General features: G+C 41.2%; 23 protein-coding genes. 22 read left to right on the top strand and 1 reads right to left on the bottom strand.

The window, feature by feature from the left end:
• The first annotated feature begins 2 nt into the window (after positions 1 to 2).
• The 13 genes from ACKI39_RS03140 to vapC all read left to right on the top strand — a co-directional run bounded on the left by ACKI39_RS03140 (position 3) and on the right by vapC (position 12,410).
• Positions 3 to 953: a PhoH family protein gene (locus tag ACKI39_RS03140; protein ID WP_407397573.1), complete on the top strand. Its 951-nt coding sequence runs from the start codon at positions 3 to 5 to the stop codon at positions 951 to 953.
• Positions 940 to 2,796 (top strand): HD family phosphohydrolase, encoded by a 1,857-nt coding sequence (locus ACKI39_RS03135; RefSeq protein ID WP_407397571.1) that lies wholly within the window; start codon positions 940 to 942, stop codon positions 2,794 to 2,796. The genes ACKI39_RS03140 and ACKI39_RS03135 overlap by 14 nt, the downstream gene beginning before the upstream one ends.
• The gene (gene ybeY / locus ACKI39_RS03130) at positions 2,793 to 3,272 is read left to right on the top strand and encodes an rRNA maturation RNase YbeY (RefSeq protein WP_407397679.1); all 480 of its coding nucleotides are present in this window, start codon (positions 2,793 to 2,795) and stop codon (positions 3,270 to 3,272) included. Before ACKI39_RS03135 ends, ybeY begins: the two co-directional genes overlap by 4 nt.
• A complete protein-coding gene (locus tag ACKI39_RS03125) occupies positions 3,259 to 4,041 on the top strand; it encodes a hemolysin family protein (protein ID WP_407397569.1) in 783 nt (260 codons plus the stop codon). Before ybeY ends, ACKI39_RS03125 begins: the two co-directional genes overlap by 14 nt.
• A 122-nt stretch (positions 4,042 to 4,163) precedes the next feature.
• Positions 4,164 to 6,314 (top strand): tetratricopeptide repeat protein, encoded by a 2,151-nt coding sequence (locus ACKI39_RS03120; RefSeq protein ID WP_407397567.1) that lies wholly within the window; start codon positions 4,164 to 4,166, stop codon positions 6,312 to 6,314.
• A 26-nt stretch (positions 6,315 to 6,340) separates the two neighbouring features.
• Positions 6,341 to 6,640, top strand: a complete 300-nt coding sequence (locus tag ACKI39_RS03115) for a Dabb family protein (RefSeq protein WP_407397565.1) — start codon at positions 6,341 to 6,343, stop codon at positions 6,638 to 6,640.
• A 127-nt stretch (positions 6,641 to 6,767) separates the two neighbouring features.
• The gene (locus tag ACKI39_RS03110) at positions 6,768 to 8,036 is read left to right on the top strand and encodes a phosphoglycerate kinase (RefSeq protein WP_318691038.1); all 1,269 of its coding nucleotides are present in this window, start codon (positions 6,768 to 6,770) and stop codon (positions 8,034 to 8,036) included.
• Positions 8,037 to 8,396: 360 nt separating this feature from the next.
• Positions 8,397 to 9,692, top strand: coding sequence for an ATP-binding protein (locus tag ACKI39_RS03105; protein WP_407397562.1), 1,296 nt, complete (start codon positions 8,397 to 8,399; stop codon positions 9,690 to 9,692).
• A 79-nt stretch (positions 9,693 to 9,771) separates the two neighbouring features.
• Entirely contained in the window at positions 9,772 to 9,897 is a 126-nt protein-coding gene (locus ACKI39_RS03100) for a hypothetical protein (RefSeq protein ID WP_407397560.1), read from the top strand.
• A gap of 530 nt (positions 9,898 to 10,427) precedes the next feature.
• On the top strand, positions 10,428 to 10,688 hold the full coding sequence (locus ACKI39_RS03095; protein ID WP_407397558.1) for a type II toxin-antitoxin system RelB/DinJ family antitoxin: 261 nt from the start codon (positions 10,428 to 10,430) through the stop codon (positions 10,686 to 10,688).
• On the top strand, positions 10,689 to 10,964 hold the full coding sequence (locus ACKI39_RS03090) for a type II toxin-antitoxin system YafQ family toxin (protein WP_407397556.1): 276 nt from the start codon (positions 10,689 to 10,691) through the stop codon (positions 10,962 to 10,964).
• Between the two features lie 841 nt (positions 10,965 to 11,805).
• Positions 11,806 to 12,009, top strand: coding sequence for a type II toxin-antitoxin system VapB family antitoxin (locus tag ACKI39_RS03085; RefSeq protein ID WP_407397554.1), 204 nt, complete (start codon positions 11,806 to 11,808; stop codon positions 12,007 to 12,009).
• Positions 12,009 to 12,410 (top strand): type II toxin-antitoxin system VapC family toxin, encoded by a 402-nt coding sequence (gene vapC, locus ACKI39_RS03080; RefSeq protein ID WP_407397552.1) that lies wholly within the window; start codon positions 12,009 to 12,011, stop codon positions 12,408 to 12,410. The genes ACKI39_RS03085 and vapC overlap by 1 nt, the downstream gene beginning before the upstream one ends.
• A 243-nt stretch (positions 12,411 to 12,653) precedes the next feature.
• On the opposite strand, the gene ACKI39_RS03075 is transcribed toward vapC, so the two are convergent.
• Entirely contained in the window at positions 12,654 to 13,007 is a 354-nt protein-coding gene (locus ACKI39_RS03075; protein ID WP_407397550.1) for a helix-turn-helix domain-containing protein, read from the bottom strand.
• Positions 13,008 to 13,128: 121 nt separating this feature from the next.
• Between ACKI39_RS03075 and ACKI39_RS03070 the strand changes: the two genes are divergently transcribed.
• From ACKI39_RS03070 to ACKI39_RS03030, 9 genes are all read left to right on the top strand, one after another.
• Positions 13,129 to 13,416 carry a hypothetical protein gene (locus tag ACKI39_RS03070; protein ID WP_407397548.1) on the top strand — a complete coding sequence of 96 codons (288 nt, stop codon included), beginning with the start codon at positions 13,129 to 13,131 and terminating at the stop codon, positions 13,414 to 13,416.
• A 47-nt stretch (positions 13,417 to 13,463) separates the two neighbouring features.
• Positions 13,464 to 14,633, top strand: coding sequence for a formylglycine-generating enzyme family protein (locus tag ACKI39_RS03065; RefSeq protein ID WP_407397546.1), 1,170 nt, complete (start codon positions 13,464 to 13,466; stop codon positions 14,631 to 14,633).
• Positions 14,634 to 15,258: 625 nt separating this feature from the next.
• Entirely contained in the window at positions 15,259 to 16,287 is a 1,029-nt protein-coding gene (locus ACKI39_RS03060; protein ID WP_407397544.1) for an ORF6N domain-containing protein, read from the top strand.
• A complete protein-coding gene (locus ACKI39_RS03055; protein ID WP_407397542.1) occupies positions 16,288 to 16,872 on the top strand; it encodes an Rpn family recombination-promoting nuclease/putative transposase in 585 nt (194 codons plus the stop codon). It begins immediately after the preceding gene.
• A gap of 260 nt (positions 16,873 to 17,132) precedes the next feature.
• Positions 17,133 to 18,299, top strand: a complete 1,167-nt coding sequence (locus ACKI39_RS03050; RefSeq protein ID WP_407397540.1) for a type III PLP-dependent enzyme — start codon at positions 17,133 to 17,135, stop codon at positions 18,297 to 18,299.
• Between the two features lie 224 nt (positions 18,300 to 18,523).
• Positions 18,524 to 19,624: a TrkA-related ion transporter gene (locus ACKI39_RS03045; protein WP_407397538.1), complete on the top strand. Its 1,101-nt coding sequence runs from the start codon at positions 18,524 to 18,526 to the stop codon at positions 19,622 to 19,624.
• Positions 19,617 to 20,795, top strand: coding sequence for a TrkA-related ion transporter (locus ACKI39_RS03040; RefSeq protein ID WP_407397536.1), 1,179 nt, complete (start codon positions 19,617 to 19,619; stop codon positions 20,793 to 20,795). The genes ACKI39_RS03045 and ACKI39_RS03040 overlap by 8 nt, the downstream gene beginning before the upstream one ends.
• On the top strand, positions 20,796 to 21,317 hold the full coding sequence (locus tag ACKI39_RS03035; protein ID WP_407397534.1) for a cyclic nucleotide-binding domain-containing protein: 522 nt from the start codon (positions 20,796 to 20,798) through the stop codon (positions 21,315 to 21,317).
• A gap of 230 nt (positions 21,318 to 21,547) precedes the next feature.
• Positions 21,548 to 23,479, top strand: a complete 1,932-nt coding sequence (locus ACKI39_RS03030; RefSeq protein WP_407397532.1) for a tetratricopeptide repeat protein — start codon at positions 21,548 to 21,550, stop codon at positions 23,477 to 23,479.
• The last annotated feature ends 1 nt before the right edge of the window (position 23,480 follow it).

Here is a 23,480-nt window from a genome sequence, read left to right as displayed (position 1 = left end):
GGATGTCTGCATATACTATAATCGTTCCAGACAGTGATATCCTTGCCCGTGTCTGTGGCACAAATGACAGCAATCTTAAGCTTATAGAAGAATTCCTTGATCTTCCAGTGTTTGCTCAGGGCAATGAGCTGAGCGTGGAAACTGACGACCTTGCCTTGCAGCAGCAGTTCAACTTCATTATCAACAGGATACTGGATGAATTTTCTGAAGGCGGAATGACAGTTACGGATGCGGAACTTATTCAGTCTGTCCTTAACAATGGGGACTCAGGGGATCATCAATTCTTTTCAAGGTATTCAATTTCAATTCCAGGTGGAACAAAAAAAGTCTATCCAAGAACAAAAGGGCAAGCAGTGCTTGTTCAGAAAATGCGTTCTACGGACATGGTCTTTGCCTGTGGTCCTGCTGGTAGCGGTAAAACTTTTCTTGCCGTTGCGGAGGCATTGAGGCTTTTGCTTACCCATAAGGTAAATTCCATAGTTCTTACCCGTCCTGTTGTCGAAGCGGGAGAAAGTCTTGGTTTCCTTCCTGGAGACCTGAATGAAAAGATAAACCCATACATCAGACCACTATACGATGCTATGGGTGCGGTTTTGCCCAAAGAGACTGTTAAAAGACTTACAGATAATGGTATAATCGAAGTGGCTCCTCTTGCTTACATGAGAGGCCGTACGTTGAATGACTGCGCTGTCATCCTTGATGAAGCCCAGAATACTACAACGGAACAGATGAAGATGTTTTTGACACGCATGGGTGAGAACTCAAAGGTTTTCATCACTGGTGATCCGACCCAGGTTGATTTGCCAAAGAAAATCACATCGGGATTGGTTCATGCCCTTGGAATCTTGCGGGGCGTGGAAGGTGTTTCCATTGCTGAGCTTGATTCTGGTGATGTTGTCAGAAATGAACTGGTAAAGAAAATTATTCAGGCGTATGAAAATGAAGAGAAATGACGAAAGAAAATCCGTATCTACTGTAATTTCAGAATCACTGGGATCTTATCTCAAGAGGGATTATCCAGTTCTGGTACTCCTATTCCTTACATTGGCAGTGACAATTTCACTTTGCTTTGTCAAAATCTCTACTACCAATACGATCGCTTCCTTCAATATAAATGACTATGAAGTTGGTCAGATTGCAGACGTTACCATAAAGGCCATCAAGACTCTTCCTGCAGATTACGACAATCCGATTCCCATTGAGAAAGGCGAAAAGGTAATCAGAAAGGGATTCCCGATTACGGAAGAAGGTTATGCAAAATTAAGGAAAATGTCGGAGTCTCCTGTCTATGTGGACTACAGGGCATTCGCTGATTCCATAATCTACCATATCCTTATGGTGGTGCTTTTCTTTTTCTTCTTCTCTAGGATCTACTTCAAGACGAACATGATAGAATTCAAGGAACTGGTGACGGAATGTGTGTTCTATCTGATAGTATTTGCATCCGTTATTTTCGGTTCAAAACTGACTTATTTTTCGTCTCCTTTTGCTTTGTGCGCGATAATTCCTGCTCCTCTGTTCATCTTTCTGATTTCAATTCTTTTTGGACAGCTGAATGCGGTTTTCTTTTCCATCATGATTTCTCTAGCTGTGCTTAACGCCACATCCTATCAGGTTGTTCCTTTCCTTTTTGTTCTTGCGACTTCCTTCGCGTCTTCAAGACTGGTGCGCAAAATTGACCGAAGGACGGACATGGTCTTTGTTTCTGTGCTGCAGGCTGTTCTCAACGCGGTCTTCCTTGTGATTTTCAAGATCATCTTCAACGGATCCTTTTCAAACGGTTTCGGGGCAATTGTCGGTGTTATTCTCAACGGTTTCTTCTCTGGAATTCTCTGCCTTGGTCTCCTTACTCCTCTTGAGCTTCTCCTTAACACCGCATCTGTGTTCCGTCTTATGGATCTAAGCGACCTGAACAATCCTTTCATGAAAAAGATGCTTGTAACAGCAAGCGGTACATACAATCATTCCCTCATGGTAGCCTCTCTTGCAGAAGCTGCCTGTAACGAGGTTGGTGCAAATCCTCTTCTTGCCCGTGTCGGTGCCTACTACCACGATATCGGTAAAATGGATAATCCTGAATACTTTGTTGAAAACCAGGGTGGCGGTGAAAACATCCACAAGGAAATAAATCCTTCGCTTTCTGCAAGCGTAATCAGAACTCATGTCAAGCGTGGAATTGAAAAGGCTCATTCATTAAGGCTTCCAAAGCCAGTCATAGACATAATCTCTGAACATCACGGAAATCAGGTCATTGCTTACTTCTACAATGAAGCCCTCAAAATCAATCCTGATGTTTCACCAGAGGACTATTCATATACAGGAAATCCTCCTTCAACAAAAGAAAGTGCCGTGGTGATGCTTGCTGATACTGTAGAAGCAGCATGCCGCTCTCTTGATAAGCCTAGTGTTCCTCGTCTCGAGAAGTTCATTACTACCCTTATCACTGCAAAGATCGACCAGAAGCAGCTTGAGGACTGCAACCTTACCTTCAATGACATAACAAAGATTCACGATGCCTTTGTTCAGATCCTTGCAGGTTACTATCATAGCCGTACAAAATATCCAGACCAGAAGGATCCTGATGGACCACAGCCACAGCCGTCTAATGGCGATGTTCAGGCAAAGGCTGCGGAGGATGCCGTAAAGTCAGAAGAAAAGAATGTTGAAAAAACAGAGGGCAGGAAGTCCGAGGAAAAAAAGTCGGAAGAAAAGAAGTCCTTGAAGGAAAAAGCAGAGAAGGTTGCAAAGTCTTCAAAAGAAAAAGAGAAAAAAGATGACAAAAAGGAAAGTAACTGATGAACCAGATATTTGTCAGCTGTGAGGAAGGTATAGAAGAGCCTTCATGGATAGATAAAATAGAACCATTCGCAGAAAAAGTACTTGAGGAAGCTGGATATGACGGAGAGGAAATATCAATTCTTTTCTGTTCTGATCCGATGATAAAAGAGTTGAATGCAAACTATAGAAACATTGATGCTCCTACTGATGTCCTTAGCTTTGAAAACGGTGAGGAATACACAGATGAGGATGGCAAGATATGGTTCCAGGCAGGTGACATTGCCATAAGCGTTGACACATTGCCAAAAAATGCAGAATACTTTGAAGTAAGTCAGAATGAAGAACTTAAGCGCCTTATTGTACATGGCATTCTTCATTTGAACGGTTACGACCACGGAGAAGAACACGTGGAAAAAGGTGTTGAACCAAAGTGTGAGATGCTTGTTCTTCAGAAAGAACTAATGGAAAAACTTGAAGATTATGGGCTTATTTAGATTCGGTAAAAACAAGAAAGTAAAAAAAGAAAATCAGACTCAGGAAGAAGCGCAGCAGGAAATACTTGCTGAAGAAAAAAATGACATGATTCAGGGGGTGGAAGAGCTTTCCGCAACTACTGTAAAGGAAGTAATGGTTCCACGCATCGATGTAGACTTCATTTCACTTGATACACCGGAAGATGAGCTTCTTAAAAAAGTTTCAGAAAGCGGTCATTCAAGAATCCCAGTATACAATGGAAGCATCGACAATGTTGTCGGTATCCTCTATGTAAAGGATCTTATTACGGTCCTTGCATCGAAACAGGCTGTAGACCTTGAGAAGATCATCCGTAAGCCTTATTTTGTTCCTGAAAGCAAACATATCGACAGCCTTCTTCGTGAATTCAAAAGGCGTCATGTTCATATCGCTGTCGGCATCGATGAGTACGGTGGAATAAGCGGAATCGTCTGCATGGAAGACATCATCGAAGAAATCGTCGGTGACATCCAGGATGAATTCGACCACGAAAGGGAAGACATTATTTCCCTTGCAGAGAATGTGTGGATCTGTGATGCTCGCGTTGACCTTGACAGCCTGAATGAAGAGATCGAGGCAAGTTTTCCAACGGAAGAATTCGATACTCTTGGCGGATTCGTATTCGATCTCTTTGGAAAGATTCCAGTTAAGTTTGAAAAGATTTCCTGGAACAATTATGACTTCATAGTCCAGGAAATGGAAGGTCATAAAGTAAATACGATAAAAGTAATTTTCAAAGGTAATGTCTAAATGATATCTATAGCGACAGGACGTCGCGGTGGAAGGTAACTTTAAATGATAGCGAGTTTTGTTAAGCAAAACTCGTTTTTCAAAATTACAGGATGTAATTTTGAAAAAAATGGGTGGGGTATATGAAAAAAATTACATCTCTTTTTCTGGCAGGAACCATCGCAGTTTCTTTGTTTGCCCAGGTATCTCGTAGCGAGCGCAGTGCGCTTGAATTGTTTGCTGATGGACAGGAGCTTCAGGCCCGCAAGCAGTGGTTTGACGCCATGGATCTTTATCAGGAAGCTCTTGGCATAAATCCTCAGTACGGTGAAGTATGGTATAACATGGCCTTGTGTTCCTATGCCCTTGGTAGCTATGACCTTTGCGTTCAGTATGCAGACAATGCCGCAAAATATGCCCGTAATCTTTCGGACATTCAGAACCTTAAGGGAATGGCTTTGATTTCCCTTGGCCGTATTGATGAAGCAAAGGCAGTTTTTTCTACCATATTGAAGAAGTATCCAAACAATATCGATGCAAGGTTTGGTCTTGCAGAACTTGATCTTCTTGACGGAAGGATAAGCGTTGCAGAAGGAAGATATCTTGATGCACTCAAGAGGGATTCTTCCAACAGAAAGGCTTTGCTTTCCCTTGCCCTTGTAAGTTCCGAAATGGGAAAGAACGAGGCTGCTGAACAGTACATCAAGCAGGCCCTTTCATATTATAGCGGAGAAGCAGAAGTTCACTACATGGCATCATACCTTGCCGCAAAGAATGGTGACTACAAGGTTGCAGAACAGAGGGCTAGGGCAGCAGTTCAGATCAACGGAGATTTGGATAAGGCCTATTCCCTTCTTGGACAGATCCTTTATGCCCAGAACCGTTATGAAGAAGTAATCGATATCTGTGATTTCAGAATCGGGCGCAATAGAGACTGTTCTACTGCATGGTATCTCAAAGGTCTTTCACAGCAGAAGCTTGAACGCTACTACGATGCAATAGATACCTACCAGACTGGTCTTACAATCAATCCTCAGGACGAGGTGATGAGAAATGCCCTTGAGCTTCTTGTCGCTCAGATTCTTGATGTGGAAGATCCAAGACGAAATATGTGGGCGGAATTCCACTCAAAGAAAGCTGCGGAGTTTGGCCGTAATTTTGATGGTATATCCGAGCGCTACGAATATCAGAAGGCACTTTCAGTTGCTCCGCTCAACGCTGCTGTAAGGCAGTCCTTTGCAGAAATGCTTGAGCGTGACGGGCTCTATGAACTTTATCTTCAGCAACTCAAGTTCATCAAGGAAAATGCAGAAGTACTTGTAAATGCTCCTGTCGTTCAGCTTGACGAAAATTCTCCTTCAAAGAAACGTTCCCGTGCACAGATTAGAAACGACGACGCCATTGAAAATTACGAAAGCCTTATGAGAAACAACATTTCTTCAAGGTGGAACATAGATCCTTTCTATCTCGACAAGACAAGGTGGAACATCGGTATCTACTATACAAAGAAACCCGTTCAGCTTTTCCATGCAGACCTGGAAGAAATTTCCGCTTTGTCTGCAAGGGTTGCCTTTAGCGGCGTTCCTTCAACTGCAGTCGATGTTGAGGCAAAACCTGTCTCAAATTATGGTGAAGCTTTCCGCCTTGCACGCACACAGGGACGCGATTACTTTGTGATCATGACAGCGGAAGAAACTGAACGTACCTATTCAATCGATGCGACAATCTATTCTGCTAGAACTGGAACAAAGACTTCGGAAATCCACGTTTACCGCACAGGAAATGACTGCATGGCAAAATCTTTGCAGCGCTTCCGTGCAGGTGTTCTTGATATTCTTCCAATCCGCGGAAAGGTTCTTCAGAATGTTCAGGGAACACTTTTGCTTGATCTTGGAAAGAACGATGGTATTGCTGTTGATGCAGAATTCAACATTGTCCGCAAGGGTAGAATTGAGACCAACGATGAAGGTCCTGGAATCAAATACAATAAGAAGGATCTTCTTGGCACCGTAAAGGTTACTGCCTGTGATGAAGAAATTTCAGAAGGTAAATACAAGAAGAACGGATTCTATGATACTTTAAATGTAGGTGATGAAATCATCCTCGTAAAGAATAAGGAAGATGGTAAGGACAAGGATGGCAATGCTGCAACAGATTCTCGCCCTGCAGCAGATGCAGAAGGTAAGGCAGCTACAGAAGCCGCCGCTGCCGCTGAAAAGGCTGCCATCAAGGAATCGTTGAAGCCTGTAAGCCGTGAAAACGACCTCATCCACCTAATCCGCGAAATACTTTAATTCAGAATTTTATTCAGGAGAAAAATATGGTAAAGCACATGATCATCTGGACTTTAAAAGAAATGAGTGCAGAAGAAAAGACGAAGGTAAAGGAAGGCATCAAAAGTGGTCTTGAGGGACTGAAAGGTGTTGTTCCTCAGATCAAGGATATAAAGGTAGTCATTGATAACCTTCCGACTTCAACTGGAGACTTGATGCTTGATTCTACCTTTGAATCAGCCGAAGATCTTGCAGGCTATTCAAAGCATCCTGCCCATGTTGCCGTTGCCAACGAAAAGGTTCGTCCTTATACGGCAAACCGCGCCTGCCTTGATTTTGAAATATAAGGTAAAATGTACCGGCTGAATCTTATGGTTCATGCCGGTTTCTTTTTTATGATTGAATTCTCTTAAGAAAACTATTATATTTATTGCATACTTTTTGTATTAAATTCCATTTGGAGGATTTTTTTATATGATCAAGACAGTAAAAGATGTTGATCTTAAGGGCAAGCGCATCATCATGCGCGTAGACTTCAATGTTCCTATGAAGGACGGAGTAGTTCAGGATGATACACGTATCATGGCAGCTCTCCCAACAATCAAGTACATTCTTGAACAGAGCCCACGTTCTCTCGTTCTCATGAGCCACCTTGGCGATCCAAAAAAGGATGTTAAGAAGGCAGCAGAAAAGGCAGCTAAGGCTGGAAAGGAATGGACAGATGCAGATGCAGAAAAGTTCATCAACGGCAAGAACCGCATGGCTCCAGTTGTAAAATATTTCTCTGAAAAGCTCGGAAAGGATGTAACATTCCTCGCTGATGCTCTCGGACAGAAGGCAGCAATCGACGCTCTTCCAGAGGGTGGAGTTGCAATGCTCGAAAATACACGCTTCCACAAGGAAGAAACATCTAAGGATGCTGCAGAACGCGACGTAATGGCAAAGGAACTTGCTTCTTACGGCGACATCTTCGTTAACGATGCATTCGGAACAGCACACCGCGACCAGGCTTCTACAGCTTCTATCGCAAAGTTCATGCCAGTTGAATCAGTTGGCGGATTCTTGATGGAAAAGGAAGTTAAGTACATCCAGCCAATGGTAACAAACCCAGAAAAGCCAATGACAGCAATCATCGGCGGTGCAAAGGTTTCTTCAAAGATCGCAGTTCTCGAAAGCCTCATGAAGAATGCTTCTACACTCATCGTCGGTGGCGGTATGGCATACACATTCCTCAAGGCACAGGGACACGAAGTAGGTAAGTCACTTGTTGAAGACGACTTCCTCGGAACAGCAAAGGACCTTCTTGCTAAGGCTGCTGAAAAGGGTGTTAAGATCCTTCTTCCAGTTGACCATGTTGGTGCTGCTGAATTTGCAGACAAGGATCCAGTTGCAGTAGACGCAGTTGATCTCCCAGCAGATCTTATGGGTCTTGATGTTGGTCCTAAGACAGTTGAACTCTACAAGGATGCTATCCTTGCTTCTAAGTCTATCGTATGGAACGGACCTGTTGGAGTATTCGAATTCGAAAACTTCGCAAAGGGAACAGAAGCTGTTGCACGTCTTGTTGCTGAAGCAACAGGAAAGGGAGCTATGACAGTTGTTGGTGGTGGTGACTCAGTTGCTGCTGTTAACAAGTTCAAGCTTTCTGACAAGATGAGCCACGTTTCAACAGGTGGTGGTGCATCCCTCGAATTCCTCGAAGGAAAGACACTCCCAGGAATTGCTATTTTGGCTACAAAGTAGACAAAATGGCGTGTCGAGTTTGCTTTGCAAACTCGAGGAGGTCAGCTTGCTGACCGACCAATTCTTGCTACAAAATAATTGTTAAACCGACAAGAACATCGTTATTGCTGGTTTAACACGTTATATCACGACGGCTTTCGCCGCATGATAAACCAATTTCGTACCCGACAAGCTTTTCGCTTGCGGTACAAATCGTAGAGGCCGGTGTCTTTGGGGATGCCGGCTTTTTTTATAAGCAATTTTCTATTGAATGAAAATCAGTATTATCCTTAAAATTATGGATTTCTATTTTTTTTTCGTATATAATTTTCTTAATCGAATATTTTTACGCAAATGTATAATTTTTCGATTGAGGTGCATATGCTGATAAAACGAGAAAAATACCTGAATGACTTGAAAATCAGAATGAACAATGGTCTTGTAAAAGTGATTACAGGAATCCGCAGGTGTGGAAAATCTTATCTTTTGAATGAACTGTTTTATAATTTTCTTCTCGAGTCTGGCATAAATAAAAATCACATAATAAAATTCGCCTTTGATTCTGCTGATGATTTGGAACTTATTGGCGAAGACCTCATTGAAATCAAACGGCAAAAGAGAAAAGTCGATCCTAAAAAATTTATTCAGTACATGAGGGAAAAACTTTCGGGAAATCAGGATTATTATCTTCTTTTGGATGAGGTTCAGCTTCTTGAAAATTTTGAAAGCGTTTTGAATGGCTATTTGAAAAAATCAAGTGTTGATATTTATGTGACAGGAAGTAATTCAAAATTTCTTTCAAATGATATTATCACTGAATTTCGTGACCGTGGCGATTTAGTCCATGTATTGCCGCTAACTTTTTCTGAATTTTTTTCCGTTTTTGATGGTGACAAATATGATGCCTGGAACGAATATTTTACTTACGGTGGACTTCCGTTTGTTGCAGGGCTAAAAACTGACGAGCAGAAAATCCGTTATTTGCAAAATCTTTTTGAAGAAACTTACATTACGGATATAGTCGAACGAAACAAAATAAAAAAATCCGCCGAGCTTGAAAACCTTATAAATATTCTTGCGTCATCCATTGGCTCGCTCACAAATACTTCACGAATCCAGAATACTTTTATAAGTGAACTAAAATCAAAAATCACAGTTGATACAATCAATGATTATGTGGAGTTTCTCAAAGATTCATTCTTGATAAACGAAGTGAACCGCTACGATGTGAAAGGGAGAAAATACATCGGTGCCCAAAAAAAATATTATTTTGAAGACTGCGGGCTAAGAAATGCAAGGCTTAATTTTCGCCAGAATGAAGAAACTCACATAATGGAAAGCATTATTTACAACGAACTTCGATTCCGAGGATATTCCGTTGATGTTGGCATTGTTGAAAAACGGGGACGAACTGAGCAGGGAAAAGAAATAAAAACTCAGCTGGAAATTGATTTTATAGCAAACAAAGGCAGCGAACGGTTTTATATTCAGTCAGCCTTCAGCATTCCAGACAAAGAAAAAGAGCAGCAGGAAAAGAATTCTTTGCTGAACGTAAAGGATTCCTTCAAAAAAATCGTGATTGTAAAAGACAACATCAAGTCAAGTCGCGATGAAAGCGGAATACTTACAGTCGGACTTTTGACATTCTTGTTGGATCAGGGAAGTTTGAATATTTAGGGTATTGAAAGGGAGATAAAGTTATTCATCGAAAAAAAATCGAATATAACATATAATAATAGTAATTAGGAGCACAAATATGGATATCATGCAAAATGGTGTGGAACAGGGATATATTTCTCTCAATAATGATTGTTCAAGAATTACATATGAATTCCTCGAAGGTAAAACACTCCCAGGAATTGCTATTCTTGCTACTAAATAATTTGGCAATGTGATTTTGCAAAAGGACCGTCATCAGTTTTCTGGTGGCGGTTTTTTTTGTTTTCCGGCTTCGCCGTCGTGGCTCATGTCACCTTCGGGCTTTACCTGGAGATTCCTCTTTTACCGATAATGCATTAAGCAATAGGAATTGTCGGATCAAGTCTGACAATGGCACGGTATAAGTCCGAAGGTTTGTCATATAAAGTTTGACCTTACAATCGATAAGTGTTATATTTAAATAAAGGAAATGCCCGACTCCGTCAGTCGTCTCCACTTTGGGTTAAAAGCCGTTTAAAAGTTTTTCGAGGACCATTGAGCGGCTTTTTTATTCTACTTTTTGGCATTAAAATTCTTAAAAAACTTCCCCTGCAAACCGTCATTTTTTGAATTTTCCCGGATATATAATATTATGGAAAGTTTCTTCACCGCATTATATTTGACTGGAGAACAATTTGGAAAACAAAGCCTTATAAAGATATTATGTTGCTAATGTGCGCATGATATATTATATTTGGGTTGTGAGGTGTAGATATGCTTGCAAATATTAATATAAAGACCGACAGTGAACTAAAAAAACAGGCGGAATCATTGTTTTCTGACCTGGGAATGAACATGACAACAGCCTTTAATATTTTTATGCGTCAGGCGGTTCGTGAAAACCGTATACCGTTTGAAATTACGCGGGATCCATATTCACTTGAGAAGGCAGTTCATGATTCAAGGACTCGGACAAATTTACATGGCCCCTTTTCTTCAGCCGAAGATGCCGTAGCTTCAATGCTGGAGGAATGATTGTATAATATCGTATATACAAATCGTATGAAGCGTGATGCCAAATTGATGCAAAAACGCGGTAAGGATATGTCAAAACTGATTCATGTTCTGAATATTTTGTCTGCAGGAGAGTCCTTGGCTGAAAAATACCACGATCATCAATTAACTGGTTCATTGAAGGATTTTCGTGAATGTCATATTGAATCAGATTGGCTATTGATGTATCAGATATTTGAAAATGAACTGATTCTGTCTGCAACAGCGACTGGTACGCATTCAGACTTGTTTGGATGATTGTTTTATTTCTGAAATACTCGCGGAATAAGGAATCTGTCTGTGCTCCCCTCGGCTTTGACTCCATGCCATACTCAGACTTGATCCGGGGATCAATTCAACGGGACAATGTTGCCATAAAACTAATTGTTCAAGCTGACAGTGGCTTTATAGTTTGTAATTAATTTTTTGAGCATAATTTGAAATTTGCAGCTCATTAAAAAGCAACGTCATCCCCGGTCTTGACCGGAGGTCTCTAGCCATTTTTATATAAAGTTTGACCTTACAATCGATAAGTGTTATATTTAAATAAAGGAAATGCCCGACTCCGTCGGTCGTCTCCACTTTTTATTTGCTAAGAGCCGTTCAAAAGTTTTTCGAGGACCATTGAGCGGCTTTTTTGTTTACTCTTTTCTATCTTTAAGGTAGGAGAGTATTGCTATAACAGTAGTAATTATTGTGGCAACACAAGTTACCAGTGCAATAATGCTTTCACATGTCATGCAAAGCCTCCCTTTTTCAGTTTTCAGCAGCTACAATGCAACTTGCTGATTAGAGTTAGGGAGACGGCCGCCTTGGAATCAGGCATTTCCAGTAAAATAAAGATAATAATTTTTTTCCCATCGTGCCACAGAAATTTTCAAAAAACTTCCCCCGCAAACCGTCATTTTTTTGTGCCCAAGGGGACAGACCCCTATATTCCAAGGGGACAGACCCCTATATTCATGACTGTCTTAAAAGGAAAGTTGGCAGTAGGGCAGAGTAAAACACTTGTCTGACTTTTTAAGCGGATAGATTTCTGTATATTGGTTGCTTGAAAACATGCTTTTGTGTGTATTACAATGTGTATAAAGAGGTGTATATGCGTACAAATATTGTCCTTAATGATGAACTTGTGAACCAGGCTTTTCATTATGTTCCTTTCATAAAAACCAAAAAGGATTTAATAGAAGCGGCCCTAAGGGAATTTGTTGAAGTAAGAAAAACAAAGGAGATACAGGATATCCGCGGCATGGATCTATTTGATGAATCCTATGATTACAAGACCATGAGGGAAGGAAACTAATGGTTCTCGTAGATACGTCTGTGCTCATCAATTATCTGAAAAATGTTGAGGATGAGTATTCCAATGTGCTTAATATCTTGATTGAAAATCATTATCCCATCGGAATCAACAATTTTATCTACATGGAAATCCTTCAGGGGGCAAAGTCTCCAAAGGAATATGAGATATTGAAAAAATACTTGTCGCAGTTCCATTTTTATGCGTTGAAGGACGATACATCCTACGAAAAGGCTGCTTTGCTTAAAGTTCTGTGCAAAAACAAAGGCATAACCGTAAGAAGTACAATCGATCTGTTGATAGCCCAGACCGCCATAGACAATGAAGTGATGCTCCTTGCCAACGATTCTGATTTCTATAACATGGCAAAAGCTGTCGCTGATTTAAAGATGTTTGAGGTGTAAGGGATAGTATCTGCTGCGGTACAAATCATAGAGGCTGGCATCGTTCTGGTGCCGGCTTTTTTGTTTTATGGCTTCGCCGTTGTGGCTCATGTCACCTTTGGCCTTGTGACGGAGGTCCCTTTTTCAGCGATAATGCATTAATCAAAAGGGATTGTCGGATGACAGAATTTTCAAAACCAATCAGCGCAAATCCGTGGAGCACAGGTCATGCCAAGCGAAGTCGAAGCATCAATTGTGAATTGTTCACCCTCTGATTTTTTCTTTGATTTCTTTTCCGAGTTTATCAAGTTCCTCGTCTATTATTGAATCGATCTTTGCAAAAAGGCTGTCGTCTCCGGAAAATTCCTGGGCTGTGTAGAAGAAAGTGGCCGGCGAAACGTTGAAGATGATGCAGAGAGAATCCAAAAGCTCTGCTGTGACAAATGACTTGCCGTTTTCTATGCGGCCAAGGTGAAGCGCCGTAACTCCAAGTTTTTCGGAAAGTTCTTCCTGTGTAAGTTTGTTGAGTTTTCTAAAATGTCGCAGATTGTGTCCAAAAATTTCCCTTGAATTCATGCTGTAAAGCATAACTATCAATGAAAAAAATAAAAAATGCATTTAAGCAATGTTAATGATGATAATTACTCCTTTAATGCATGGTTTTTGTTGACTTGCCTACTTTTAATGTTATATTATTTTAAAAATTATACTTTAAAGATATTGAAAGGAGAAAGCACTAATGGAAGTCGTAATAGTTAATACAACAGATAGTGGAGACCCGGCCGGCTGGTGGTATGGTGATAATAAACATGCTGCAAAATGTGATTATCTTGCAGAAGAAAACCATGGAAAAATTATAAATGTTTATACATTTTCTAGAACATCTGAAAAAGACAAAAATGAACGTTTTTCCTTTTTGAATTTAGTCGAAGTAAAGAGTTCAATAATTGTTGATCGAATAAAGAAGGATGTGGATGTCTCTAGAAAACGAGGTGAACAAAATTCTGTTCGTTATTGTACATTATAAAAAAATTGATCAAATCATAATCAACTAAAAACCAACGGAGAAAAACAATGAAAACTATTAAAATTCTGACAGCCGCTGCGCTCACAGCGATGCTTGCCTTTGCATTTATGGGATGTTCCAGTGATGGTGGGGATGACCCTGTTCTTCCTCTTCCACCACCACATGTGCATGCATACAGCGATTCATGGACATACGATGAGAACCAGCACTGGCAGGAAGCGACATGTGAGCACACGGAACTTAAAAGAGCTGAAGGTGCTCACACAGAAGATAACGGTGAAATAACATCTCACAAAAATTGTGAATCATCTGGAGAAATTACTTATAAATGTACTGTATGCGGAAAGATTCTTAGAACAGAAGAAATTCCAGCAGGACACGTATTCTCTTCAGAATGGTCAAAGAATGAAACACATCACTGGCATAAAGCAACTTGCGAACACAGTGATTTGGTAAAGGACAAAGCAGAACATAACTTTGTAAATGGAAAATGCGAATGTGGATATATTGATGGTATCGATTTGTTGAGGGTAACTACAACATCTTCAGCAGATTTTGGACCAAGCATTACATTGTTTGTTCAGAGAACAGAAATGACACAGGAAATATACACAGCAGTAATGGGTGAAAATCCAAGTACATTTACATATGCGGCAAATTTGCCTGTAAATAATGTATCTTCAATCGACATTATTTATTTCTGTAATAAACTTAGCTGTATGAATGGTCTTGAACCAGTTTATGCAGTAGACGGTGAAACAGATGTCACAAAATGGGGTTACACACCTCATAAGGGTGATTATCTTAGAAATCATAACATAATTACAGCAGATGAAAATGCCAATGGCTATCGTGTACCTACCTATGATGAATTTAATAAAATCACAGGTTATTCTGGTGATAGTTTGGTAAAAGGTGTAAAAGAAGCATGGAGTGAAGCTCACGTATGGTCTAACGCAAATAGTGATAGTAAAACACATCCAGTGGCAACTAAAGAAGCCAATGAATATGGATTGTATGACCTTCTTGGAAATGTAAAAGAACTTTGTTGGACTACATCTAGAGATGTTAGCAATAAAAACTCTTACTATCCTATGTACCATGGAGCTAGCTATGAAGACACTTCTAAACCTTATGCTGGAATAAGAAGCAATGGTTCCCCATATTATAAGCATTATGATATGTATGGTTTCCGTGTAGCACGTAATTGTAATTAAGGTTATCCCCATGTCATCCTCGGCCTTGAGCCGGGGATCCCCTTCTCACCGACAGGAACTTTCCGGTCATTCTGAGCGGAACGCAGTGGAGTCGAAGAATCAACTGAAAATTTTAAGCAGATGCTTCGACTGGAAAACTGCGGATTTTCAGCTCAGCATGACACGAAACAGATTCCCGTGTCGGAGCAAGAATATTCAATCCCACTCTGCGAAAATCTGCGGGAGAAAATTATTGCTGTCATAAAGTTTGACCTTACAACCAATAAGTGTTATATTTAAATAAAGGAAATGCCCGACTCCGTCGGTTGTCTCCACTTTTTTGAACTATGCCGTCCTAGAGTGGTCAAACTGATAGGGCGGCTTTTTGTTTACTCTTTTCTATCTTTAAGGTAGGAGAGTACTGCTCGCAATGCTCCCATTTTTGCTCCGCAAAAAACAGTAAAACTCACCGACAGTGCATTCTGAAACAGAGATTCCCGTGTCGGAGCAAGAATATTCAAACCCAATCAGCGTAAATCCGCGAGATCTGCGGAAAATATCCTTATAAACCGTCATTTTTTGTTTTTTCTCGGTTATATAATATATGGAGAGTTTCTTCTCCGCATATTATTTGTCAGGAAAAAAATTGGAAAACGAGATCTTGATTCAAAACTCAGAGCAGCTCAAGGATAAAATCTATTTGATCCGTGGGGTACAGGTCATGCTGGACAGCGATCTGGCGGAAATCTACGGGTATTCAACAAAAGCCTTCAACCAGCAGGTAAAAAACAACATAGAAAAGTTTGATGAAGACTTTATGTTTCAGCTGACGAAGGAGGAATATGATTCGATTCTAAGGTCAAGTTTTTTGACCTTAGAACAGGGAAAGTATTCAAAGTATCTTCCCTACGTCTTCACTGAGCAGGGTGTCTACATGCTTATGACTGTCTTAAAGGGGGAGCTTGCGACAAGACAAAGCAAAACACTTGTCCGGCTTTTCAAGCAGATGAAAGACTATGTTGTAGAAAATCAGCAGGTTGTAAGCCAGCGCGATTTCTTGCGGTTGTCTTTGCAGACTGCCGACAACGCACAGAATCTTGTTGCGCTCAGGCAGAAGCTGAATGAAATTGACGATATGGTTGAAGATGTTGTAAGCAGTCTTGGTGAAATGGTCAGAAAATCAGAGCTGTCTCCAATCATGTTGAATCTTGGAAAACCTGAGATTCCACCTGGCTGGCTTATTCTGAACGGTCAGCCTGTGGAAAGTGATCTGGCCTATCAGCAGATTTACGGTTTGGCGAATAGAACAATTTACATAGTGGACAATTACATTTCTCTTAAGACACTTGTTTTGTTCAAGAATGCAAAGCAGAATGTTGCGGTGACTGTTTTTTCTGATAATGTGAACAATGGTCTGCATAAAGTTGAGTTTGATGACTTCTGCAAGGAGTATCCTGGGCTGAAAATTGATGTAAGACAGGCCGGCGGAATCTTCCACGATCGATACATCATTCTGGATTACAATACTCCTGATGAAAAAATCTATCATTGTGGTTCAAGCTCAAAAGACGGCGGTCGAAAAGTAACGACAATCACATTGACGGAAGATACAAGTGTCTATAGATCTCTGGTCGCAGAATTGTTGAAGAATAAGAGTCTGGTGTTTAAGAAGTAAATGTCATATTTGGATTTTGAGAGGACGCGCTACTATCAGGGGCTTCAGGATATTTCTTTTCTTGATAAAGGAAACCTGTACAGGACACTTCCTGAATCCTACATTCTTTTTGTATGCCTCTTTGATCTGTTCGGAAAGGATCTGCCTGTGTATTCATTCAAAAACATTTGTGAGGAGGACCCCTCTATTTCCTTAAATGACAAAAGCAGCAAAGTGTTCTATAATGTGAATGCGTGGAACAAAGAATCCAACATGGCCCGCCGCGCGCTTCTCAAATATTTCTATGACAGCAAGGCCGAGGATGATCTAACCAAGGCGATAGAAGAGCAGGTGCACATCACCCGGAACCTGAGGGAATGGAGGAAGGAACACATGCCCGTAGAACAGGAAATAAAGATTCAGGCAAGCTACGCTTATGATGATGGATTTTCCGATGGTGTGGATCAGGGAATTTCTCAGGGTGCGCACGACAAGGCTGTGGAGACCGCAAGAAAGATGATGGAGAAAAACATGTCTTCTGAGGATATCTGTGAATTGACCGGCTTGTCTTTGAATGAAATTAAACGGATTGCCGTCAGTAATTAAGCAGCTTAACCCCGGGTGTAAGGGCGTAAGTCCACCGCAGCGCAGCGAGGAGGATGAGCGTTAGCGAACCCTGGAAGACGGGTAGACTACTGACGCTTGTTCCTGAAAAATTAAAAAAAAACATTAAAACATATTTACACAATCGGCAATTTATTTTATAAAGACATCACCGTGTATGAACCAGCCCTTAGGTGGGACGACGTCGCTGCGTGGGCAGATTCCGTATGGAACGCTGCAGACTAATTCCGATGGTGGCGTATATGTTCAATCGCGCAGACTTCGTGTCAGACAAGGAATGGGAAAAATTCCTTTCATTTTCAAAAGATCTTGAAACTCCAAACATCGTTGTAAATCTTCACACAATCAAGCAGAACTTTATCCGCCTTAAGGATTCTTTTCCTTATGCCAGGATCTACTATGCGATAAAGGCAAATCCAGGGGATCCCGTATTAAAAATGCTTTCAGAGATGGGAAGCTGCTTTGACATTGCCAGCCGCTATGAGCTTGATAAAATCCTTAAGTTTGATGTTAGTCCTGACCGCCTTTCTTACGGCAACACGATCAAGAAGGCAAAGGATATTGCATATTTCTACGAGAAGGGCGTCCGCATGTTTGCCACGGACAGCAAGGAAGACCTTAAGAACATTGCAAAGAATGCACCTGGCAGCCGCATTTATGTCCGCATTCTCATTGATACTTCCGCAACTGCAGACTGGCCTTTAAGCCGTAAATTCGGATGTCATCCAGACATGGCCTATGACCTCATCGTCATGGCAAAGGAACTTGGGCTTACTCCGTATGGAATAAGTTTCCATGTAGGCAGCCAGCAGCGTGATATCGGTGTATGGAATGACGCCATTGCAAAGACAAAATACCTTTTCAATTCCCTTGAAGAAGAGGAGGGCATTCGCCTTAGCATGATCAACATGGGCGGAGGATTCCCTGCAAATTATGTGGAGCCTACAAACAATCTTTCCGAGTATGCCCGTGAAATCACCCGTTATCTTGAGGAAGACTTTGGAGAGGACATGCCAGAAATAATTCTTGAACCTGGTCGTTCACTTGTCGGTGACAGCGGAATCCTTACATCTGAAGTTGTCCTCATAAGCCGCAAGAACAATACGGCTCTTGCAAGATGGGTGTATCAGGATGCTGGAAAATTCAACGGCCTTGTTGAAACTCTTGATGAGGCAATCAAATACCCGGTAATCACGGAAAAGGACGGCGGAAAGGAAACGGAAGTAATCCTTGCAGGCCCAACCTGCGACAGCATGGACATCATGTACGAGAACATAAAATACAGGTTGCCCGTTGACCTTAAGATAGGTGACAGACTCTACTGGCTTTCCACCGGCGCCTACACCTCAACTTATGCCAGTGTTGAATTCAACGGCTTTCCGCCTATAAAAACTTATTATATGGAATAGCAAAAGAGCCCGCACCAACTCGTGAGGGTTTATGGTAGCGGCGCAAGCCGCGACGTTTTCCGCCTATAAAAACTTATTATATGGATTGTCTAAGGCTATGTCCGGAATTGTATTGTTGTCATTGTCGGACTTGATCCGACAATCATGAACATTAAAAGACCTTCGGGTCAATCCCGAAGGTGACATTTGTTGCAAAAAAGTATCCTCTAAACTAAAATGAAGACATGAAAAAAAAGTCTGCAGGGTTTATAAAAAAAATTAAAAAAAGAATTTTCTTTGCACTGAAGAATCCATTTACTTATCTTTTTATTTTAATTTCTGTCTTGCTCGTAGTTGCGACAATCATAGTTCACAGTACGGAACCATATCATCCAGAAGGTGAGGTTACAAACTGGCGTGATGCAATATGGCATTCCATTGTTGCCGTTGTTGCAGCCTACTATGATTATTACATGAAGACTGTTCCAGGCCGTCTTGCTTCCCTCGGACTTCTGCTTCTGGGTATGGCATTCTGGACCATCGTCATGGGTAAAATCACGGAAAGCATCATGTCCGTTCAGGACAAAAACAATAAGGGGTTGAAAAAACTTAAGCGTATGAAAGGTCATTTTATTTTGTGCGGATGGAGAGAAGATTACGAAGACATCCTGGAAGCAGTAACCAATTCAAACAGCGATATTTCCAACGACATGATCGTTCTTGTCAACAACGGTCCTTTGGGAGAAATAGAAAGAGTGCGTTCCGACAGCCGTTTCCGTGGAATGAAATTTGTTGCTGGAGATTTTTCTGATGCTGATACATTGAAGCGAGCTTTCATTGAAAGTGCTGGCCGTGTCCTTATTATATCTGATCATTCGGGTGGAGCTTCTGAAATGGAAATCGACAGCCGTACAGTTCTATCAGTCCTTACGATGAAAAACCTTAATCCTAAGGTATATATTGCTGCTGAGCTTTTAAGTGAAAAATTTCAGGAACAGCTTAAGATGGCTCATTGCGATGAAATAATCCTTACGACGGAATATGAACACAGCCTTCTTGCAACCGCCTCAAGCGGACAAGGGTACAGCAATGTAATCAAGGCCCTCATAAGCGATGATTCTGATTCTGGAATCATCATTGAAGATATTGCGCAGAAATATGCAGGTGTTGAATATAAAAAGCTTGTGGACTTCTACGAAAGGAATTCAATGGGACGGGATATTCTTGTAGGGATTCTTCCTCCAGAAAAAGAACCTGTCCTTACACCGTTAGATGCTTATGTAATTCCTGATGGATCAAAGGCTGTTGTCATTCGAGCAAAGGACATAGAAGAAATAAATGAATAGAAAAAAGAAGAAGGGTGCTTCAAAGATTTCACGGGCAGTCAAGGTTCTTGTACGCAATCCTGTAGTTCTTGGGTATGTTGCCTTGATAGTCTTTGTCTACTGTGCACTCGCCGTTGTTTATACTTTTGAGACCCAGACTGGCAGTGGAATTGCAACCAAGATGGATACCTTCTGGTTCATGTGTGTTGCTGTCTGTGCTGGCTATTTTGAATTTGTCTGTGAATCCATACCTGGTAGAATCGCAGCAATCTCATTGCTTATCGTTGGTACCATGGTGTTCGGTTACATAAGAGGTCAGGTTGCCTCTATGTTTGTTGATATGGCTGAAAAAAAGAATAAAGGACTTAGTAAATTGAAAAACCTTGAAGGACATTTTATTATCTGTGGCTGGAGAAACGGCTTTGAAAAAATTCTAGAAACGGTAATGGCAAGCAATCCTGACATTACAGCAGACATGATCGTTCTTGTAAACGAGGCTGCCGATCATATTGAAGCATTAAAGACCGATGACAGGTTTAAGGAAATAAACTATGTTGCTGGCGACTTTACGGATGAATCCACTTTACGTCGTGCCCATATTGAAACTGCTGCCCGTGCCCTTGTCATCTGCGATCGTTCCAAGAAATATTCAAACCTTGAGATTGACAGCCGTACGGTTCTTGCTGTCCTTACGATTGAAAACATGAGCCGTGGAATATATGTTGTTGCTGAACTTCTTAGCGGAAAATTCGAAAAGCATCTTCGTATGGCCCACTGCGATGAAATCATCCTTACCCAGGACTATGAACGAAGTCTTCTTGCTACGGCCTCCAATGGTGTTGGTTATTCTGAAGTCATCTCAAGCTTTATCAGCGATGATGCGGACAGTGGAATTCTTATCTATAACATTGAAAAGGATTTTACAGGAAAGACTTTTGGTGACCTTAAGAAGTATGAAAGTGAAAAGCATAGTGAGAAGGGAGTTCTTGTTGGTGTCCTTCTTAATTCTGGCAACTTCCATAAAAGACGGCAGGAAGCGTTGCGTGAAGCTCAAAAAAATCCTGACATGAATACGATCATCAGCAATCTTCAGAAGGTAAAGAACCTTAAAAGCAATGAACCTGTTCTTGCACCTTCCGCAGACTTTGTCATTCCAAATCATTCAAAGGCAATTTTTGTAAGGGGGAAATAAATGGAAAAAGCAGATTTTGAAGAGGTGCTTCCAAAGCTTGTAAACATTGCTCTTTTCCAAGGGTTTGATCCTTCAAAGGAAAATGACAGGCGCATCCTTAAGATCGTCTATGACAATGTTTCCATTAAGTATTATAAGGCAGGAGAAGTCATCATCAATGAAGGTGACTTTGGTGATGAGTTCTATATCCTAAGTTCAGGAAGGGTACATATCTCAAAGAGCACTCTTTCAGGAGATGCACTGGCTCTTGCAGATCTTGATGATTCCATGAACATATTCTTTGGTGAGACTGCCCTCATAAGCAATGACCAGCGAACTGCAACTGTTGCCGCCCTGTCGGATTGTCGTGTTCTTGTACTTACCAGGGAAAGCTTCGATACCATATGTGAAAACGAGCCAGTCTTTGGCTATAAGGTTCTCAAGGTTCTTGCTGGCCGAATGTCAAATACAATCAGAAGCGTAAACAAGGACAAGGCTGTTCTTTACGAGGCTCTGTTCAACGAAATTTCTCTTTCTTCCTGATCATAGTCCATAGATGCCATTCATCCAAAGCGACTGGATTTACTGCCGTCAGATCTTCAAGCATGGGTTTCTGCCCTTGAAATTGACGGCAATCGGTTGCATGTTAACGATTTTTTAACATTTTTCCCTTAAATAACAACTTTTTTACGTATTCTTTATTGTCATAAATGTTACAATTTGCAATAATCAACAGGTTTTGTAAAAAAAAATGTGAGAGTTTTTTTGGATTTATGAACAAAATTAAAAAGTTTTTGGCTTGGGCATTGGCCTTATTATGCCCTGTTCTTAGCGTTTTCGCTACGGAATTGACTTTCAGGGTGACTCCAGGTATGGTTTTTCCTTTTTTGACAGGGGGAAACACCAGGTATTCGTCGGTAGGTTTTTTTGGAATCGCCGATGCTGGCGTTGATCTTGGTGCCGTGAATGCCGGTCTCGAGTTTGGCTATTATGCGCTTCCTAAGAACAACAGTTCAAACTTATCCTCAGGTAAAGATAAGATAGTTTCCTTTGTTCCTCTGGGATTTCAGGTTTCAACTACATTTTTCCCATTTTCACGCATAGAATCCGATGTTGGTGTTGCAGGTGGTGTTGCCCTTACAATGACAAACGGAATGAATCATTATGCACCTTGGTACAGGGCGTTTGGTGAACTCAGCTACAGAATCAATCCTAATATTTCTGTTGGAGGAAGCCTTTCATGGTTTTCTTTTCAATATGATTCCTACTGGGGAAATCCAGGTGCTTCTGGTGTAACTGCAGGGGTTTCCATCAAATATAAATTTGACACTGAAAATATTTTCCACGATGTAATTGCTTCAGTCAATCAGCAGGAAAGTGTGTTCCCATTGTTCTATACTGTCTATAAGAACAATCCATTTGGAACGATTTCAATCACCAACGAGGAAACTGCGGAAATCAGAAATGTCCGTGTGCTTTTCCGTGCCAAAAGATACACGAACTCTGACATTGAATGTGGAACCATAAACCTTATCCGTAAACATAAGACTGCGGAAGTTTCCATCGTTGCCGATTTCGCTGAATCCATACTTCAGTTTTCCGAAGCTGGAAAAATTCCAGGAGAAATCGTTGTTGAGTATGAGCTTCTCGGACAGCAGCGAACTGCAATTTCTCAGGTGATAATTCCTGTCTACAACCGCAATCAGGTAAGGTGGACGGACCAGAGTGTTCTTGCAAGCTATATTTCTGCAACTTCGGATGAAGTCCTTGAACTTTCAAAGGTTCTTAGTGGAATTGCCAGAAGCCATCTTCGTTCAGGACTTAACCGCAACATGCAGTTTGCGATGTACATTTTCAACGGCATGGGGCTGGGGGGAATCACATTGGCAAACGATACTACGACACCATACAAGGATTATCATGTGGATCCTTCTCTCCTTGATTACATCCAGTATCCGTTCCAGACGATCATGTATAAATCAGGTGATGTTGATGAACTTGGAATCCTTTATATGGCTCTTCTTCAGGCGTCAAATATTCCTGCGGCTTTCATTCCTCTTGAGGATGATTTTATCGTCTGCTTCAATCTTGGTGTCAATGCATCCAAGGCAGGAAATTTCTTTGATGGTTTTGACCGTATCCTTGTCATAGACGATGAAATCTGGATTCCGCTTTCAATGAGTTCCCTTAGGGAAGGCTTTATCAACAGCTGGTACCGTGGAATCATAAGCCTTCAGCAGTGTGAGGAAGATGGCGTAGAATTTGAATTCACAAGTATTTCGGAAGCATGGAAGTCATATCCTCCTGCAGGTTTCTCTACAGGAACCATTGCTCGCCTTTCCATAAATGAAAAGAATCTCATATCAAGTGCGGAGACTGAAATCTCCCGTTATGTAACTGCGGAATTCGGTCCTCAGATTGCGGCCGTTCAGAATAGGATCAAGGCGGAAGGTGCCTCGGTTCAGCTTTACAACAAGCTTGGTATGCTATATGTCCGTGCTGGCATGTATTCAAGTGCAAAGCCAGTATATGAAATGTCGGCAAAAATGGGATCTGTAAGCGCCATGACAAACCTTGGAAACATCTATTCACTGCAGAAGAATTTCAAGGAAGCCAGAAAATGGTATCAGATGGCGATTGAGCTGGAACCTGATAACAAGACTGCCCTCAAGAATCTTGCCCGCATCGAAAGCGATCTGGAGTAGT

It is taken from the genome of Treponema sp. (assembly GCF_045641405.1).
Lineage (GTDB): Bacteria > Spirochaetota > Spirochaetia > Treponematales > Treponemataceae > Treponema_D.
Note: the sequence above shows the minus strand (reverse complement) of the source record. Positions and strands in the feature narration are given on the sequence as shown.

What these genes read in the sequence shown, in the direction of transcription:
- ACKI39_RS03115 (WP_407397565.1), top strand. Translation starts at nt 6,341, where the DNA reads ATGGTAAAGCACATGATCATCTGGACTTTAAAAGAAATGAGTGCAGAA.
- ACKI39_RS03050 (WP_407397540.1), top strand. Translation starts at nt 17,133, where the DNA reads ATGTTCAATCGCGCAGACTTCGTGTCAGACAAGGAATGGGAAAAATTC.
- ACKI39_RS03030 (WP_407397532.1), top strand. Translation starts at nt 21,548, where the DNA reads ATGAACAAAATTAAAAAGTTTTTGGCTTGGGCATTGGCCTTATTATGC.
- ACKI39_RS03125 (WP_407397569.1), top strand. Translation starts at nt 3,259, where the DNA reads ATGGGCTTATTTAGATTCGGTAAAAACAAGAAAGTAAAAAAAGAAAAT.
- ACKI39_RS03095 (WP_407397558.1), top strand. Translation starts at nt 10,428, where the DNA reads ATGCTTGCAAATATTAATATAAAGACCGACAGTGAACTAAAAAAACAG.
- ACKI39_RS03075 (WP_407397550.1), bottom strand. Translation starts at nt 13,007, where the DNA reads ATGCATTTTTTATTTTTTTCATTGATAGTTATGCTTTACAGCATGAAT.
- ACKI39_RS03120 (WP_407397567.1), top strand. Translation starts at nt 4,164, where the DNA reads ATGAAAAAAATTACATCTCTTTTTCTGGCAGGAACCATCGCAGTTTCT.
- ACKI39_RS03055 (WP_407397542.1), top strand. Translation starts at nt 16,288, where the DNA reads ATGTCATATTTGGATTTTGAGAGGACGCGCTACTATCAGGGGCTTCAG.
- ACKI39_RS03065 (WP_407397546.1), top strand. Translation starts at nt 13,464, where the DNA reads ATGAAAACTATTAAAATTCTGACAGCCGCTGCGCTCACAGCGATGCTT.
- ACKI39_RS03100 (WP_407397560.1), top strand. Translation starts at nt 9,772, where the DNA reads ATGGATATCATGCAAAATGGTGTGGAACAGGGATATATTTCTCTCAAT.
- ACKI39_RS03085 (WP_407397554.1), top strand. Translation starts at nt 11,806, where the DNA reads ATGCGTACAAATATTGTCCTTAATGATGAACTTGTGAACCAGGCTTTT.
- vapC (WP_407397552.1), top strand. Translation starts at nt 12,009, where the DNA reads ATGGTTCTCGTAGATACGTCTGTGCTCATCAATTATCTGAAAAATGTT.
- ACKI39_RS03045 (WP_407397538.1), top strand. Translation starts at nt 18,524, where the DNA reads ATGAAAAAAAAGTCTGCAGGGTTTATAAAAAAAATTAAAAAAAGAATT.
- ACKI39_RS03140 (WP_407397573.1), top strand. Translation starts at nt 3, where the DNA reads ATGTCTGCATATACTATAATCGTTCCAGACAGTGATATCCTTGCCCGT.
- ACKI39_RS03135 (WP_407397571.1), top strand. Translation starts at nt 940, where the DNA reads ATGAAGAGAAATGACGAAAGAAAATCCGTATCTACTGTAATTTCAGAA.
- ACKI39_RS03070 (WP_407397548.1), top strand. Translation starts at nt 13,129, where the DNA reads ATGGAAGTCGTAATAGTTAATACAACAGATAGTGGAGACCCGGCCGGC.
- ACKI39_RS03110 (WP_318691038.1), top strand. Translation starts at nt 6,768, where the DNA reads ATGATCAAGACAGTAAAAGATGTTGATCTTAAGGGCAAGCGCATCATC.
- ACKI39_RS03040 (WP_407397536.1), top strand. Translation starts at nt 19,617, where the DNA reads ATGAATAGAAAAAAGAAGAAGGGTGCTTCAAAGATTTCACGGGCAGTC.
- ACKI39_RS03035 (WP_407397534.1), top strand. Translation starts at nt 20,796, where the DNA reads ATGGAAAAAGCAGATTTTGAAGAGGTGCTTCCAAAGCTTGTAAACATT.
- ACKI39_RS03105 (WP_407397562.1), top strand. Translation starts at nt 8,397, where the DNA reads ATGCTGATAAAACGAGAAAAATACCTGAATGACTTGAAAATCAGAATG.